General features: G+C 71.2%; 14 protein-coding genes and 1 pseudogene. 7 read left to right on the forward strand and 8 right to left on the reverse strand.

Annotated features, from left to right (window positions below; genetic code table 11):
* Positions 1-179: 179 nt before the first annotated feature.
* Positions 180-392 carry a hypothetical protein gene (locus AMR74_RS02250; RefSeq protein WP_053770434.1) on the reverse strand — a complete coding sequence of 71 codons (213 nt, stop codon included), beginning with the start codon at positions 390-392 and terminating at the stop codon, positions 180-182.
* Between the two features lie 86 nt (positions 393-478).
* Between AMR74_RS02250 and AMR74_RS02255 the strand changes: the two genes are divergently transcribed.
* Positions 479-2,353 carry an ATP-binding protein gene (locus AMR74_RS02255; RefSeq protein ID WP_053770435.1) on the forward strand — a complete coding sequence of 625 codons (1,875 nt, stop codon included), beginning with the start codon at positions 479-481 and terminating at the stop codon, positions 2,351-2,353.
* Between the two features lie 5 nt (positions 2,354-2,358).
* On the opposite strand, the pseudogene AMR74_RS19870 reads toward AMR74_RS02255, so the two are convergent.
* Positions 2,359-2,586: pseudogene (locus AMR74_RS19870) on the reverse strand (3-keto-5-aminohexanoate cleavage protein); the annotation flags it as partial.
* A 99-nt stretch (positions 2,587-2,685) separates the two neighbouring features.
* On the opposite strand from AMR74_RS19870, the gene AMR74_RS02265 reads away from it, so the two are divergent.
* From AMR74_RS02265 to AMR74_RS02275, 3 genes are all read left to right on the forward strand, one after another.
* Positions 2,686-3,033 (forward strand): hypothetical protein, encoded by a 348-nt coding sequence (locus AMR74_RS02265; RefSeq protein ID WP_053770437.1) that lies wholly within the window; start codon positions 2,686-2,688, stop codon positions 3,031-3,033.
* 146 nt (positions 3,034-3,179) lie between these two features.
* Positions 3,180-3,653: a TRAM domain-containing protein gene (locus tag AMR74_RS02270; protein WP_053770438.1), complete on the forward strand. Its 474-nt coding sequence runs from the start codon at positions 3,180-3,182 to the stop codon at positions 3,651-3,653.
* Positions 3,654-3,779: 126 nt separating this feature from the next.
* On the forward strand, positions 3,780-4,265 hold the full coding sequence (locus AMR74_RS02275) for a Tfx family DNA-binding protein (RefSeq protein WP_053770439.1): 486 nt from the start codon (positions 3,780-3,782) through the stop codon (positions 4,263-4,265).
* A gap of 28 nt (positions 4,266-4,293) precedes the next feature.
* Here the strand turns inward: AMR74_RS02275 and AMR74_RS02280 are convergent, their stop codons facing one another.
* Entirely contained in the window at positions 4,294-5,409 is a 1,116-nt protein-coding gene (locus tag AMR74_RS02280; RefSeq protein WP_053770440.1) for a succinylglutamate desuccinylase/aspartoacylase family protein, read from the reverse strand.
* Positions 5,410-5,533: 124 nt separating this feature from the next.
* On the opposite strand from AMR74_RS02280, the gene AMR74_RS02285 reads away from it, so the two are divergent.
* Together AMR74_RS02285 and AMR74_RS02290 are read left to right on the forward strand one after the other, a co-directional pair.
* On the forward strand, positions 5,534-6,361 hold the full coding sequence (locus AMR74_RS02285; protein WP_053770441.1) for an MBL fold metallo-hydrolase: 828 nt from the start codon (positions 5,534-5,536) through the stop codon (positions 6,359-6,361).
* Positions 6,362-6,417: 56 nt separating this feature from the next.
* Positions 6,418-7,506 (forward strand): molybdopterin-dependent oxidoreductase, encoded by a 1,089-nt coding sequence (locus AMR74_RS02290; RefSeq protein WP_053770442.1) that lies wholly within the window; start codon positions 6,418-6,420, stop codon positions 7,504-7,506.
* 6 nt (positions 7,507-7,512) lie between these two features.
* Here the strand turns inward: AMR74_RS02290 and AMR74_RS02295 are convergent, their stop codons facing one another.
* From AMR74_RS02295 to AMR74_RS02305, 3 genes are all read right to left on the reverse strand, one after another.
* Positions 7,513-7,905, reverse strand: a complete 393-nt coding sequence (locus AMR74_RS02295) for a PIN domain-containing protein (RefSeq protein ID WP_053770443.1) — start codon at positions 7,903-7,905, stop codon at positions 7,513-7,515.
* A complete protein-coding gene (locus AMR74_RS02300) occupies positions 7,902-8,114 on the reverse strand; it encodes a DUF7557 family protein (RefSeq protein WP_053770444.1) in 213 nt (70 codons plus the stop codon). The genes AMR74_RS02295 and AMR74_RS02300 overlap by 4 nt, the downstream gene beginning before the upstream one ends.
* Before the next feature lie 69 nt (positions 8,115-8,183).
* Positions 8,184-10,628: a DEAD/DEAH box helicase gene (locus tag AMR74_RS02305; protein ID WP_053770445.1), complete on the reverse strand. Its 2,445-nt coding sequence runs from the start codon at positions 10,626-10,628 to the stop codon at positions 8,184-8,186.
* Between the two features lie 337 nt (positions 10,629-10,965).
* On the opposite strand from AMR74_RS02305, the gene AMR74_RS02310 reads away from it, so the two are divergent.
* Positions 10,966-11,406, forward strand: a complete 441-nt coding sequence (locus AMR74_RS02310) for a DUF5807 family protein (protein ID WP_053770446.1) — start codon at positions 10,966-10,968, stop codon at positions 11,404-11,406.
* A 44-nt stretch (positions 11,407-11,450) separates the two neighbouring features.
* Here the strand turns inward: AMR74_RS02310 and AMR74_RS02315 are convergent, their stop codons facing one another.
* Complete coding sequence (locus AMR74_RS02315) at positions 11,451-13,103, reverse strand: long-chain fatty acid--CoA ligase (RefSeq protein WP_053770447.1); 1,653 nt, start codon at positions 13,101-13,103, stop codon at positions 11,451-11,453.
* 498 nt (positions 13,104-13,601) lie between these two features.
* Positions 13,602-14,885 (reverse strand): homoserine O-acetyltransferase MetX, encoded by a 1,284-nt coding sequence (metX, locus tag AMR74_RS02320; RefSeq protein WP_053770448.1) that lies wholly within the window; start codon positions 14,883-14,885, stop codon positions 13,602-13,604.

Raw genomic sequence — 14,885 nt, forward strand, 5'->3', positions numbered from 1 at the left:
GACAGCGCGGCGTCGGTCCGCCGCGCCGTCGATCCGGCCTCTACTCAGAGCGCGTCCGCAGATACGTCCGCTGACATATATACCTGTGGTAGCGGCTCACGCGGTCGGCCGGCGCGCCCGCTCGTCGCCGGCGAGGACGCCGGCGGTCGCGCGGCCCGCGTCGGTCGCGTCCGTCGCCGTTACTCCGCCGTCTCGTCGCCGTCGTCGGGGTCGGTCGGGCCGCCTCGGCCGCCGAGGAGTCGATTGAGGACCACCGGCACGACGGCCACGAAGACGAGGAGCGCGCCGATCCGGACCGGCAGCGAGGCGTCGGTGGCCGCGGTGAGTCCGAGGTAGACGGCCGCGCCGACCAGCACGGACGGCAGCACGTACGGGTTTCCCGCGTCGAGCATGCCTCAACCTGGCGCCCGCGGTCCCCTTAACCGTCTCGGCACGGACCGACAGAGTTTGGTAGCAGTTGGTGGAAGAACCGACAGGAATGTTCGATAAGGTTCTCGTGGCGAACCGCGGCGAGATCGCGGTCCGCGTGATGCGCGCCTGCGAAGAGCTGGGCGTCGACACCGTCGCCGTCTACAGCGACGCCGACAAGCACGGCGGCCACGTCCGGTATGCGGACGAGGCGTACAACGTCGGGCCCGCCCGCGCGGCCGACTCGTACCTCGACGGCGAGGCCGTCGTCGAGGCGGCGCGGTCGGCCGGCGCGGACGCGATCCACCCCGGGTACGGCTTCCTCGCGGAGAACGCCGACTTCGCGGCCCGCGTCGAGGCCGCCGACGGGATCACCTGGGTCGGGCCGTCGAGCGACGCGATGGAGCGGCTGGGCGAGAAGACGCACGCGCGGCGCGTGATGGACGACGCCGACGTGCCGATCGTCCCCGGGACGACCGAGCCCGTCACCGACGCCGAGGCCGTCACGGACTTCGGCGACGAGCACGGCTACCCGGTCGCGATCAAGGCCGAGGGCGGCGGCGGCGGCCGCGGGATGAAGGTCGTCGAGGGCGCGGACAAGGCCGCGGAGGCGCTCGAGTCCGCCAAGCGCGAGGGCGAGGCGTACTTCTCGAACGACTCGGTGTACCTCGAACGCTACCTCCAGACCCCCCGCCACGTCGAGGTCCAGGTCGTCGCCGACGACCCGAACGGCTCGGTGAGCGAGAGCGACGTGGTCCACCTCGGCGAGCGCGACTGCTCGCTCCAGCGCCGCCACCAGAAGGTGATCGAGGAGGGGCCCTCCCCGGCGCTCTCCGACGAACTGCGCGAGAAGATCGGCGAGGCCGCCCGCCGCGGCGTCGCCGCCGCCGACTACACCAACGCCGGGACGGTCGAGTTCCTCGTCGAGGAGGACCCCGACCGCGACCCGTCGGAGCCGCTCGGTCCCGACACGCCGTTCTACTTCCTCGAAGTCAACACCCGGATCCAGGTCGAACACACCGTCACGGAGGAGCTGACGGGGATCGACATCGTCAAGGAACAGCTCCGGGTCGCCAGCGGCGAGGGCCTCTCGGTCTCGCAGGACGACGTGGAGCTCGAGGGCCACGCGATCGAGTTCCGGATCAACGCCGAGAACGCCGCCAACGACTTCCAGCCCGCCAACGAGGGGTCGCTGGAGACGTACGACCCGCCGGGCGGGATCGGCGTCCGCGTCGACGACGCGCTCCGCCAGGGCGACGAGCTGGTCACCGACTACGACTCGATGATCGCGAAGCTGATCGTCCGGGCCGGCGACCGCGAGGCGTGTCTCGCGCGCTCGAAGCGCGCGCTCGCGGAGTACGACCTGGAGGGCGTCGTCACCATCGTCCCGTTCCACCGGCTGATGCTCGACGACGAGCGCTTCGTCGACGGGACGCACACGACGAAGTACCTCGACGAGGAGCTCGACCGCGAGCTGGTCGCCGACGCGCAGGAGAAGTGGGGGACGGAGTCGGCCGCCGCGGGCGACGACGAGGAGGAAGCGGTGACCGAGCGCGAGTTCACCGTCGAGGTGAACGGCAAGCGCTTCGACGTGGAGTTAGAGGAGCGCGGCGCGCCCGCGATCCCGGTGCCCGAGAGCGGCGGCGGAAGCGGGAGCGGCGGACAGCAGCGCCCGCCGCAAGCCACCGACGACGACGGCGGCGACGATTCGGGCGTCGACGTGGCCGAGGGCGGCGAGGCCATCGACGCGGAGATGCAGGGGACGATCCTCTCGGTCGACGTCGACGAGGGCGACGAGGTCGCCGCCGGCGACGTGGTCTGCGTCCTCGAGGCGATGAAGATGGAGAACGACGTGGTCGCCGAGCGCGGCGGCACCGTCGCGAGCGTCCACGTCGGCGAGGGCGACAGCGTCGACATGGGCGACGTGCTGATCGTGCTGGAGTGAGCGGGCTACCGACCCCGGAGCCCCAGTAGCTCCCGCGTCTGCTCGGGCGTCGCCACGGGCCGCCCGAGTTCCTCGGCGAGCCGCGCCGCCCGCGCCACTAACTGCTCGTTCGTCGCCAGCTCGCCCCGCTCGTAGTACCGGTTGTCCTCTAAGCCCACCCGGACGTGCCCGCCGAGCAGCAGCGGCTGGGTCGTCATCGGGAGCTGGTGCGGGCCGAACCCGACCACGTTGAAACCCCGCGTCGGGGCGCACGCTCCGCTCCGTTCCGAGCCGATTCGATCCGGTCCGATCTGACCGACGCTGTTTAACCGACCGCCCGAGAACGGATGGCCATGGAGCCGGTCGACGACTGGCGGTCGGCGATCGACGAGGCCGGAGAGCTGACCGGCCCGATCGCGGCGGCGATCGTCGATGCCCACGGCGACCGGGGACAGCGCGCCATCGAGGCGGTCGGCGAGGGTCGCGTGAAGCGTTACCGCGACTTCACCGTCGTCGTGGGCCACGAGGACGAGTACGTCGTCGAGGGGGGTGAGTGTAACTGCGCGGACGCGACGTACAACCTCGACGCCGACGACCCCGACCAGCGCTGCTGGCACGCCATCGCGGTCGACGTCGCGGACGCGCTCGACGCCGTCGACCACCACGACATGTGGTACTCCGAGGTCCGCGAGTTCCTGTGAGGCCGCCGGGGTCCGCGCCCCGCCGCGCTCCCCGCTCTCTCCCCGTCTCGAAGCAGCCGCCGCTCGCCCGCGTGAATCGGCCGTTTTCGCGAACTTCGGTCTGAGAGTCGAAAACGTTTACAACGGCGGCCGGTCTCCCCTACGGTATGGCGGACTGTCCACTCGCCGACGACTGCCCCAGCTTCGACGAACGGATCCAGGGGATGGGGTGTCAACACTACGGCAACAAAGGCGGCGCGGAGTGGTGTAACCACTACGACATGCCGATCTACGAGCTGAAACAGCAGCCGGTCCAGCCCGGCGAGGCGGTCGTCGTCGAGGTCGACGACATCCACGAGAGCGGCGCCGGCGTCGGCCGCACCGACGACGGGTTCATCGTCCTCGTCGACGGGCTGCTTCCCCCGGCGCGCGCCGAGGTCAAGATCCACCGCGTGAAGTCGAGCCACGCGACGGCGCAAGAAGTGGTCGAGCGCCTCCCGGACGACCCGGACGAGGAGTCCGACGGCGAGGCCGCGGACGGCGACGAGGGGGACGACGAGGACGCGGACGACGAGCGCAGCCGCCGCGACCGCCCGGACCGCGAACGGCTCGGCAGCCGCGAGAACTTCTGGGGCAAGTGACGGCGTCCCGGGGGAGCCCCGCCCCACGGACAGTCCGGACGCCGTCGATTCTCCGCGCGACGCGAGCCCGTCTCCGCCCGCCCGCGAATCCGCCGTTTTTTGACGGCCCGGCCCGTCGGTGACCACATGGTGGCAGACGAGGAGCGGCCGGATCCGGCGGACGTCGACGCCGATTCGATCCTGGAGCGAGCCGGCTTCGACGCCGACGAGAGCGTGCTCACCCGTCGGCAGGCCGAAGTGCTGGCGCTCCGCGAGCGCGGGCTCCGGCAGTCGGACATCGCGGACCGCCTCGGCACCTCGCGGGCGAACGTCTCCAGCGTCGAGGCGAGCGCCCGCGACAACGTCGAGCGCGCCCGCGAGACGGTCGCGTTCGCGGAGGCGCTGTCGGCCCCGGTCCGCGTCGAGATCGACGCCGGGACCGACCTCTACGACGCGCCCAAGCGCGTGTACGACGCCTGCGACGAGGCGGGCGTGAAGGTGAACCAGACCGCGCCCGAGCTGATGAAGTCGATCGGCGACCGCGCGGGCGACGCGGTCCGCGGCCGCGAGGTCCGCAACCGGCTCTTCGTGACGGTCGCCGCCGACGGACGGATCCGCGTCCGCCGGCCGTAGCCGCTCGTTTCGCCCGCCGGCCGCCTCGTTACTCCCCGTCGATCCGCTCCGCGACGCCGACGAGCGTCGCGCCCGCGGTGACGGTCGCCTCCCGCGCGACCGAGTACGCGATCCCGTCGCGGTCGGCGCGCGCGACCTGGAGCGTCTCGAACGTCGTCGGGTCGAACACCTCGCCGACCCGCTCGCCCGCCGCGACGCGGTCGCCGACGGCGAGGTCGGGCTCGGGGACGAACAGCCCGGAGTCGTCGGCGATCACGCGGCCGAGGTGGTTGCGCGCCACGACGCCGTCCCACGGGTCGGGCTCGCCGCCGAGCAGCCCCTCGCGTCGGAGGACGCCGAGGGTTCCCGCCACGCCGGTCTCGACCGCCCCGGGCACGATCTCCTTGCTGTGGGCGAGCTCGGGCGTGATCGTCGGGATCCCCTCGCGCGTGGCCGCGACGCGGAGCTTCCCGGCGAAGCCGCGCTCGGCCCACTCGGTGTCCGCGTCGTCACCAGAACTCGACGAGTTCTGATTGGCTCGCAAATCTTCCGATTTGCGATCGTCCCCGGCCGCCTCCGCGAGCAGGAGGTCGGTGCCGAACGCCTCCGCGAGCCCGCGGCAGGCGTCGTCGCCGCGCATGTACACCGTGTGCGTCGCCATCGACGGCGATCCGGTGTGGAGGTCGACGATCGCGTCCGCCTCGCTCGCGAACGCCCAGAGCCGGGCCGCCATCCGCTCGTGGAGCGACCCCTCGGGGTCGCCGGGCCAACAGCGGTTCATGTTCGGCTGCCGCGAGTCGAGCGACTCCGGCGTCGTGTACGAGGCGCGGTCGAAGGTGAGCGGGTCGGCGACGGGCACCGTCACGAGCGTCCCGTCGAGGTCGGCGGCGCTCGGTCCGTCGGCGCGCTCCGCGTCGCCGGTACCGGACCCCTCCGCCGCGTCGCCCGTGAGCCGGTCGTGGAGGCGCCGGAGGACCGCCGTCCCGTTCACCTCGCGGCCGTGCTGGGCCGCCTGCGCGTACACGACGGGACCGTCGCCCGGCGCGTCGAGGACGGGGCCGTCGTCGCCGTCGACGAGCCGCCCCTCGCCGTACGCGTGGACGGTCGTCCGGATCGGTACGCCAGAGGGGAGCCGCGCGAGGGTGAGGGTACGACTGGTGTGCACGGTTCGGATCGGGGCGGCGCGGAGTTATACGTCCGGGGTGCGAGCGCGACGCGGTCGCCCCGGGTCGCCGGCCGCGGCGGCCTCGACCGCGGACGCTAAGGCCGTGGCCCGCGCATCTCGTCCCATGCGGGTCACCCTCCTCGGGACGGGCGACACGACGGGGACGCCGACCGTCGGCTGCGACTGCGACACCTGCGAGGCGGCCCGCGAGCGCGGGGTGTCGCGGTCGCGCTTCTCCGTCCACGTCGCCAACGAGCGCACCGGCGAGTCGCTGCTCGTCGACTTCAGTCCCGACTTCAGACAGCAGTTCCTCGCGGCCGACGTCCCCCTCCCGGACGCCGGGCTCGTGACGCACATCCACTTCGACCACCTCGACGGGCTGGGGAACGTCTACCGGCTCGTCGACGGGCTCCCGGTCCACGCGCCGAACGAGACGGACCCCGCGACCGACGAGAGCGTCGCGGAGACGATCCGGCGCAAGTACGACTACCTCGAAGACCGGATCGGCGTCCACGCCCGCGACCCGTTCGAGCCGTTCGAGACCTGCGGCTTCGAGGTGCGGTTCGTCCCCGTCGACCACCCGCCGCTCGTCTGTTACGGGGTCGTGATCGAGGACCCCGAGACGGGCGCGACGCTCTCGCTCACCGGCGACACCAGCTACGACGTTCCGGAGCGCTCCCGCGACGCGCTCGCCGGCGCGGACCTCCTGCTCGCCGACGCCATCGTCCCCGCGTCGCTGTGCGAACACCACCCGATCGGCGGGCGCCACGAGGGGCCAGACGGCGTCCCGCGGACCTTCGGCACGAAGCACATGACCCGGGAGGGGGCGCTCGCGCTCGCCGACGAGCTCGACGCCGACCGCACCCGCCTGGTCCACCTCGCGCACTACTACCCGGCCGACGAGGCGTTCGCGGAGCCGCTGGCGGTCGACGGCGAAGTGTACGAGCTGTGAGTCACGGCGCGCCGCGGGCTGTACCCTTTTGTCTCGCTAGCGCCTATCGCGCGTAGATGGCCGCGACGGACCGCCTCCGGACCGCGCTCGACCGCGTAGAGCCGCCGCCGCGCGCGGTCGACTGGTCGCTGTTCGCGTTCGTCGTCGCCGAGGCGCTCACCGGGCTGGTCTCGTTCACCGTCGGCGTCCCCGAGGGGTGGCCGCTGTTCTGGCTCCACCGCGCGCTCGGCGTCGGCATCGTCGCGCTGCTCGCGTGGAAGCTCGCGCGCGTCCGCCGCCGGCTCACCGACCCGAACCTGTGGCGGCGGTCGACCGCGCTCTCCGCCCTGACGCTCGTCGCCGCCGTCGGCGCCATCGGGACCGGGGTCGCGTGGGTGTTCGGCCTCGACGTGCGGATCTCCTACTGGACGCTGCTCTCGGTTCACGTCGGGTTCGGCCTCGCGCTGGTCCCGCTCGTGGCCGCCCACGCGTCCACTCGGTTCCGGCTCCCGCGCCGCGTCGACTTCGAGCGCCGGCGCACCGCCGTCACCTACTTCGCGCTGCTGGCGGCCGGCGGCGCGACCTACCGGATCCAGCAGGGGGTCAACGACGCGCTCGACACCGCCGGCGCCGACCGCCGGTTCACCGGCTCGCAGCCGCGCGAGGGCGCGGGCAACGGCGCCTTCCCGATCACCTCGTGGGTGGCCGACGACCCGGACCCCATCGACCGCGACGACTACCGACTGACCGTCGCGGGGCTCGTCAGCGACCCCGTCGAGCTGACCGCCGACGAACTGGCGGCGGGCCACGAGACGGAGGCGCTGCTCGACTGTACGAGCGGCTGGTACACGGTCCAGGAGTGGGGCGGGATCCGCGTCGGCGACCTGCTCGACGCCGCCGGCGACCTCGACGACGACGCGGCGTACGTCCGGTTCACGTCCGTGACGGGCTACCGCTGGAGCCTCCCGATCGAGGAGGCCGAGGACGCCCTGCTCGCGACGCACGTCGGCGGCGAGCGACTCTCACACGGCCACGGCGCGCCGGCGCGGCTGGTCGCGCCCGACCGCCGCGGCTTCCAGTGGGTGAAGTGGGTGACGCGCGTGGAGGTCCGCGCGGAGTACGACCTCGGGCAGTGGGTGGTGACGCTGGTGAGCGGGTTCGACTGAGCCCCTTCAGACGAAATCGAAATCGAGTGCGTCACGAATCCCGTCGACGGTGAAGTCGGTGTCCGACACGGCGAGCCGTTCGTCTTGTGCGACGGCGGCCCCCGCGATGAAAGCGTCGCGGGCCGCGAGGGGATCTCCTCGATCACGGAGCGCATCCTGAAGCACCGCCGCTTCGAGAGCGACTGCCGCCGACGTATCGATCACATCTATCCAGTCCAGCGCCTCGTCGACCGCGCCGAGGTCCGTCGCTCCCGACTTGAACACCTCTCCTTGATACACTTCGAACAGCACGAGCGGCGGTGCGACCGCACGCTCGTCAGCGTGAGACTCGACATACTCGACGGCGGAGGATCGTCCCGCGAGGTAATCGATGAGGACGCTACTATCGTACAGGGTCACCGCGAGTCGACCCCGCGTTTCATCTCCCGGCGTTTCTCTCGGGCGCGCTCCGGCGCGTCGCTTCCCTCCCACAGGCCGGCCCCGGACCGGATATCCTCGCGGCGCTCGCGAAGCAACCGCGTCAGCAGGTCGTCGAAGGTCTCGTCGTCGCCTTTCAGTGAGGCGAGCGCGGCGTGTGTCTCCTCGTCGACGCGGATGCTCTTGCTCATGTCTACTCGTATACTACCTCGTATACAATATCCTTTCGCCGCTGTTGTCGTTCGTCCCTTCGATCAACGCTACTCGTACTCGCTGCCGACGACCTCGCGGATGCGCTCCGCGGTCACCTGCCCGACGCCGTCGACCTCCAAGAGGTCCGCCTCGCGCGCGGTCATCACGGCCTCGACGGTGCCGAAGTGCTCCAGGAGCGACCGGGCGGTGACGGGACCGATGTCGGCGATGGAGGAGACGACGTACTCCTGCTGTTCCGCGCGGGTCTTCGTCGTCTTCTCGCCGTGGACGCTCACCTCGCGGTCGCGCGTCTCCTGCTCGCGCCCGGCGATGGTGGCGAGCAGCTCGGTGGTGTCCGCCTCGTCCTCGGTGCGGAGCACGCTCACGTCGAAGTCGACCGCGAGCGACGCCAGCGCGCCGCGGATCGCGTTGGGGTCGATGTCGCGCTGCCCGTAGAGGTTCGTGCCCTCGACGACCATCACGGGGCGGGCGTACGCCTGCGAGAGCTCGCCGACCTGTTCGAACATCGAGCGGTCGGCGTCGAGCATGGAGTCGACGAAGTCGGCCGCTGACTTGCGCTCGACGGCGACCCGGTCGGAGAGCACGTAGTCGCCGACCGCGAGCGTCTCCAGCCGGGTGACGAGCCCGTCGCGCGTCGAGAGGTCCTTGGCGATGGAGGAGTCGAGCTCGCGCTGGTCGACGACGACCTCGACGCCGTCCTCGACCCCGGCGATCGCGACGACGCCGTCGTCGTCGGAATCGGCTGCGGCCTCCTCGCTCTCGCCGGTGGCGTCGCCGTCGCCTTCGTCGCTCTCGCGCACCGCCTCCGCGAAGTCGGTGAGGCCGGCGTCGCCGCCGTCGTCCGCGCCGGTCTCCCCCTCGCCGCCGGCGTCCTCGGTCGACTCCGCGTCCCCGCCGGACTCGTTTGTGAACGCGTCGAGGCCGGCCTGTCCGTCGTCGCCGACGGAGTCCTCGATGTCGTCGGTCGCCGCTTTCAGCTCCGCGAGCTGGCTGGCCATCTCCTTCTCGCGGCGGCGCGAGATCCAGAAGAACGCCTCGTCGCGGGTGTCCTCGGCCATCAGGACGACCACCTTCCCCTCGGCCTGCCGGCCGGTTCGGCCCTTGCGCTGGATCGACCGGATCGCGGTCGGGACGGGCTCGTAGAAGCAGACGAGGTCGACCTCGGGCACGTCGAGCCCCTCCTCGGCGACGGAGGTGGAGACGAGCACCTCGAACTCGCCGGCCTTGAACTCGTCGAGCGTCTCCTGCTGCTGTTTCTGGGTCATCCCGTCGGAGCCGTCCTTGTCGCCCTGCCCGACGAACTTCCGCACGTCGAAGCTCGCGGAGAGAAAGTCCACGAGCGCCTCCGCGGTGTCGCGCGACTCGGTGAACAGGATGGCGCGCTCGCCGCCGTCGATCCCGAGCGTCTCGGCGAGCAGGATCCGGGCCTTCGAGAACTTCGGGTGGAGCCCGTCGAACGACTCCGCCTTCCGCATCGCCTCGCGCACCTTCGGGTCCGCGACCATCCGCTGGCTCGCCTTCGAGGCGCCCGAGGAGCGCGCGGCCTCGCGCTGTCGCTCGAAGTAGCGCCGGACCGACTCGACCGACTGCGTCTCGACCAGCTCGGTCGCGCGCCGGAGCTTCATCACCTCGGCGTGGGTGCTCATCCCCTTGTACCCGTCAGACTGGTCGTTGTCCATCATCTGCTTCAGCTGCCCCCGCATCTTGTTGAGGTCCTTCTGCGAGAGGTCGGGGTTCGTCGTGTTCGTCACCCCGAGCCGCTTCAGCTTCTCTAACCGGTCCGTGATCACCTCGTTGAGGGCGTCGCGGATCGCGAGGACCTCGTCCGGGAGGGTGACCTGCTCCCACTGGACGTCGGTGTCGTGCGTGTACTCGTCGACGTCCGCGTCCTCCTCGGTCATCACCTCGACGTTGCCGAGCCCGAGGTTCTCACAGACCGTCTCGATCTCCTCGGTGTCGCCGCCCGGAGACGCGGACATGCCGGTGACGAGCGGGTCGGCCGCGTCGGCGTGGTACCGCTCCGCGATGTAGACGTACGCGTAGTCGCCGGTCGCGCGGTGGCACTCGTCGAAGGTGAGGTGCGTCACGTCCGCGAGCGAGATCCGGTTGCCGACGAGGTCGTTCTCGACGACCTGCGGGGTCGCGATCACGACCCGCGCGTCGTCCCACAGCGCGGCGCGGTCGGCGGGCTTTACGTCGCCGGTGAACACGGCGATCTCGTCGTCCGGAATCTGCAGCGCCTCGCGGTAGAAGTCTGCGTGCTGCTGGACGAGCGGCTTGGTCGGGGCCAAAAAGAGCGCCTTCCCGCCCGCCTCGCGGAGCCGCTCGGCGGTGACGAGCAGGCTGACCGTCGTCTTGCCGAGGCCGGTCGGCAGACAGACCAGCGTGTGTTCGTCGGCGGCGGCGTCCGCCAGCTGGAGCTGGTACCGGCGTCGCTGCAAGAACCCGTCGACGAGCAGATCCCTGTCGATCCCGGCGGCCTCGGTCGCCATCGGCGGTGCTTCGCCGCCGTCGGCCTAAAGCCTTCGCGAAGCGGGGTGAAAGTTATCCGTCGGCGGAGCGCTCCTCGCGGAGCTCTTCCGGAACGTCCTCGTCGACCAGCTGTGCCCACTCAGCGAGCCGGTCGCCGGATCGGGTTTTCGCACTCATCACGCGACGGATCTCCGTGATACGTCTTAACAGTTGCCCCGATTCTACATGATTTAGCACGGGTCCGGCCGGATCTCGCCGGTCGGTCGACCGCGACGCGCGCCGCCTTCGGTCGGAAGGGCCCGCTCGGCGCTCGGGCCGACTCGCACGCCTTTTACCGCTCACGCGCCTCCGACCGCCATGAGCAACCTCGACGAGTTCCTTGCGGGCGAGCGGCTCGACGACGTGGTCTTCTACCTGAGCGACGAGTACCTTGACGACGACTCCCGGCTGCGCGCGGTCGGGACCGAGACGGCGGGCGGCGTGCGACTGATCCTCGACGGCGAGACCGGGCGGTCCGCGTTCCAGGCCGGCACGGGCATGGGCGCGATGGAGTTCGCGAAGACGGCGATGGACGCCGACGGCGAGATCGCGCGCTCGCTAGACGACGGGGCGTGCCCGTTCGCGGACGACGCCGACGCCGACGACCACGCGATCCGGTTCGTCTTCGCGTTCGCGGAGGCGCAGAACGAGGAGGTCGGCGGCCTCTACGCCGAGGGCGACGTGGTCCACGCGTACGCCCACTGCACGTGCGGCGAGAGCTACTCGCACAAGTGGGTGATCGGCGACCGCGACGACTGAAGTCTGGGCGAGCGCACGGTGCGCTCGCTGCGCGCGGCGGCGCGTTACTCCCCGTCGGGGGCGTCGTCTTCCGGCACGGCGCCCTCGACGAGCGACTGGTCGCCGTACTGCTCGCGCAGGTCCTTCTTCGAGAACTTCCCGGTGGCGGTCTTCGGGACCTCGTCGATGAACTCCACCGCGTCGGGCACCCACCACTTGGGGTAGTCGTCGCGGAGGCCGGACTCGATCCGGTCGACGAGGGCCTCGCGGTCGACGCCCTCGGCCACGACGACGAACGCCACGGGCCGCTCCTGCCAGCGCTCGTGGGGCACGCCGACGACGGCCGCCTCGCTGACGCCGTCGTACGCCATGATCGCGTTCTCCAACTCGACGCTCGATATCCACTCGCCGCCGGACTTGATCACGTCCTTCGTCCGGTCGACGAGCTGCATGTAGCCGTCCTCGTCGACGGTGACCACGTCGCCGGTCTTCAGCCAGCCGTCGACGAACTCCTCCTCGTTGGCCTCGGGGCGCTTGAAGTACTCCTTCGTGACCCACGGGCCGCGGATGCGGAGCTCGCCGAACTCCTCGCCGTCCCACGCGATCTCCTCGCCGTTCTCGTCGATGACCTCGAACTCCAAGCCGGGCGCGATCAGGCCCTGCTTCGAGCGCTTGTTCACCTGCGTGTCGTAGTCGGCCTCGCGCAGGTCGCTCTTCAGGTGCGAGACGGTGCCGATCGGCGACAGCTCCGTCATCCCCCACGCGTGGAGCACCTCGACGTCGCGCTCGTCGTACCACTCGATGAGCGCCTGCGGCGCGGCCGCGCCGCCGATGATCACGGTGTCGAGCGTCGAGAGGTCCACCTCGTTGCCCCCCTCGATGTACTCGCGCAGGCCGAGCCACACGGTCGGTACGCCCGCGGAGATGGTGACGCCCTCCTCCTCGATCAGCGCCGCGAGGTCGGCCGGGTCCGGCGACGGCCCGGGGTAGACGTGCTTCGCGCCCGCGGCGGCCGCGGTGAACGGCATCCCCCACGCGTTGACGTGGAACATCGGGACGACGGGCATCACCACGTCGGAGTCCTCCATCGGGATCCCCTGCGGCGTCTGGGAGGCCATCGTGTGGCTCCACAGCATCGACTGGGTGTACTCGACGCCCTTCGGCTTCCCCGTCGTGCCGGAGGTGTAACAGAGGCCGGCGGGCTGGTCGCCGTCGAGGTCGGGCCAGTCGTACTCCGTCGAGTGGTCCGCGATGAACTCCTCGTAGGCGGGCGCGTCGAGCGCGTCGATCCCCTCGGAGCCCATGGCGACGAAGTCGACGCCCTCGAACTCTTCCGCGCCCTCCGCGGCGCCCGCGATCTTCTCGGCCAGCGACGGGTCGACGAAGACGATCTCGTCGTCCGCGTCGTCGACGATGTACCGGATGTGTTCGTCCGGCAGCAGGGGGTTGATCGTGTGGAGCTGCGCGCCCGTGTTCGGGACGCCGAAGTACGTCTCGAAGTGCCGGGTGTGGTTCCAGCAGAACGTCGCGACGCGGTCGCCGCGCTCGATCCCGTGGTCGTCCAAGGCGTTCGCCAGCTGCGCGGTCCGGCCGGCGTACTCGGCGTAGGTGTGCCGCGTCCGCCCCTCGTGGGTGCGCGAGACGATTTCCGTGTCGGGGTACAGTCGTTCCGCGCGCCACATGAACGGTCGCAGGGTCTGAGCGTGTCCGCCTGGCATACCTCTCACACCACGCGGTCGGGAACTATGAACGTTATCATGATTGATCGTGATTGTAGGACGCGGGCGACCCCGACGCTGATCGGTGCGATGTTGTTGCCGCCACGGAGAACACTACCGAAGCCCCAGTCGTGAGGACTCGCGCGGCTCGTTGTCGCCCGAAAATCTTCGATTTTCGGGATGACGAGAGAGCTTTGCTCTCTCGAACCACGCGCTTCAGTCGCTCACTTCGTTCGCTCCTTCCAGTGCCGCCGGCGGCTCCGCCGCCGGCTGCCCGTGGCGCGTCGCGCCACGCTGCTTACGTCGCCGTGCTTCGTCCTCGCGACTGCCCCTTCGAGTCCAGCCCCGCACAGCACCTCACGCCTCCCCAGCCTCGTCAGCCGCCGTCGCTTCGCTCCGGCGACTGACTCCCTCGCGCGCGCTCCTCGCGGCCGCCGGAGGCGGCCACTCGGAGGCGCGCGCCACCGCATATGGGTTCAAGGGGACCGATTCGGACGATTACCCCCGAAACAGGCTCGCGTGGACGGGCGCGTGGTCCGAGTCGGGGCGCGGGTCGTCGCCGTCGTCGCCGCCGTCGTCGGAGACGGCGCGGCCGTCGACGCCGTCGGCGAGGAAGTCTCGGACCGGCGGGCCGACGTGTTCGGGCTCGACGAGGAACGCGTCGTGGCCGTGGTCGGAGTCGACGACGTGGTGCGCGACCGGCACGCCCGTCTCGCGGAAGGCGTCGGCGAGCGACCCGGACTGCTCGACGGTGAAGTGCCAGTCGGCGGTGAAGCTCATCAGCAGGGCCTCGCCCTCGAACGCGCCGAGCGCGCCGGCGTCGGTGCCGTGGCCGGCGGCGAGGTCGTACTCGTCCATCGCGCGCGTGAGGTAGAGGTAGCTGTTCGCGTCGAAGCGGTCGCCGAACCCCTCCGCCTGGTAGTCGAGGTACGACTCCACCTCGCGGTACGGGAAGAAGCCGGCCGTCGGCTCCGGCGGCAGCCCGAGGTCGCCGTCCTCGCGCGTCAAGGAGTCGCGACCGGCCGACCGGCGCCCGAACTTCCGCTCCATCGACGCCTTCGAGAGGTACATGACGTGCCCGATCTGTCGGGCGATGGCGAGCCCCTCGGTCGGGTCCGGCCGGTCGTCGCCGTAGTAGTCGCCGCCGTTCCAGTCGGCGTCGGCGCGGATCGCCCGACGCGCGACCGCGTCGAGCGCGAGGCACTGCGCGTCGAGCCGCCCCGCGGTCGCGATGGCGACCACGCGGTCGACGTCGTCCGGGTACCGCTTCGCCCACTCCAGGGCGTTCATCCCGCCGACGCTGCCCCCGACGACAGCGCGCAGCCGCCCCACCCCGAGGTGGTCGAGGAGGCGGCGCTGCGCGCGCGCCCAGTCCTCGACCTGGACCGGCGGGAACGCGGTCCCCCACCGGTCGTGGTCGGGCTCCTCGCGCAAATCGAGGTCCGCCGGCCGCTCGCTGGCGGGGCCGGTGGTCCCGTAACAGGAGCCGGGGACGTTCGCGCAGACGACGTAGTACTCGGTCGTGTCGATGGCCTTCCCCGGCCCGACCACGTCGTCCCACCACGCGCGGGCCTGCCCGGCCGTCCCGGCGTCGCGCTCCGGTTCGGGCGACCGCGCGACGTTCTGGCTCCCCGTGAGCGCGTGGCAGATCAGCACGACGTTGTCGCCGTCGAACTCGCCGTGGGTCTCGTAGGCGACCTCGAAGTCGGGGACCGACTGGCCGCACTCGAAGGTGAACTCGCCGAGCTCGGCGACCCCGTGGTCCGTCGGGACGGCGCTCAT

Source organism: Halorubrum tropicale (genome assembly GCF_001280455.1).
In the GTDB taxonomy this organism is placed as follows: Archaea; Halobacteriota; Halobacteria; order Halobacteriales; family Haloferacaceae; genus Halorubrum; species Halorubrum tropicale.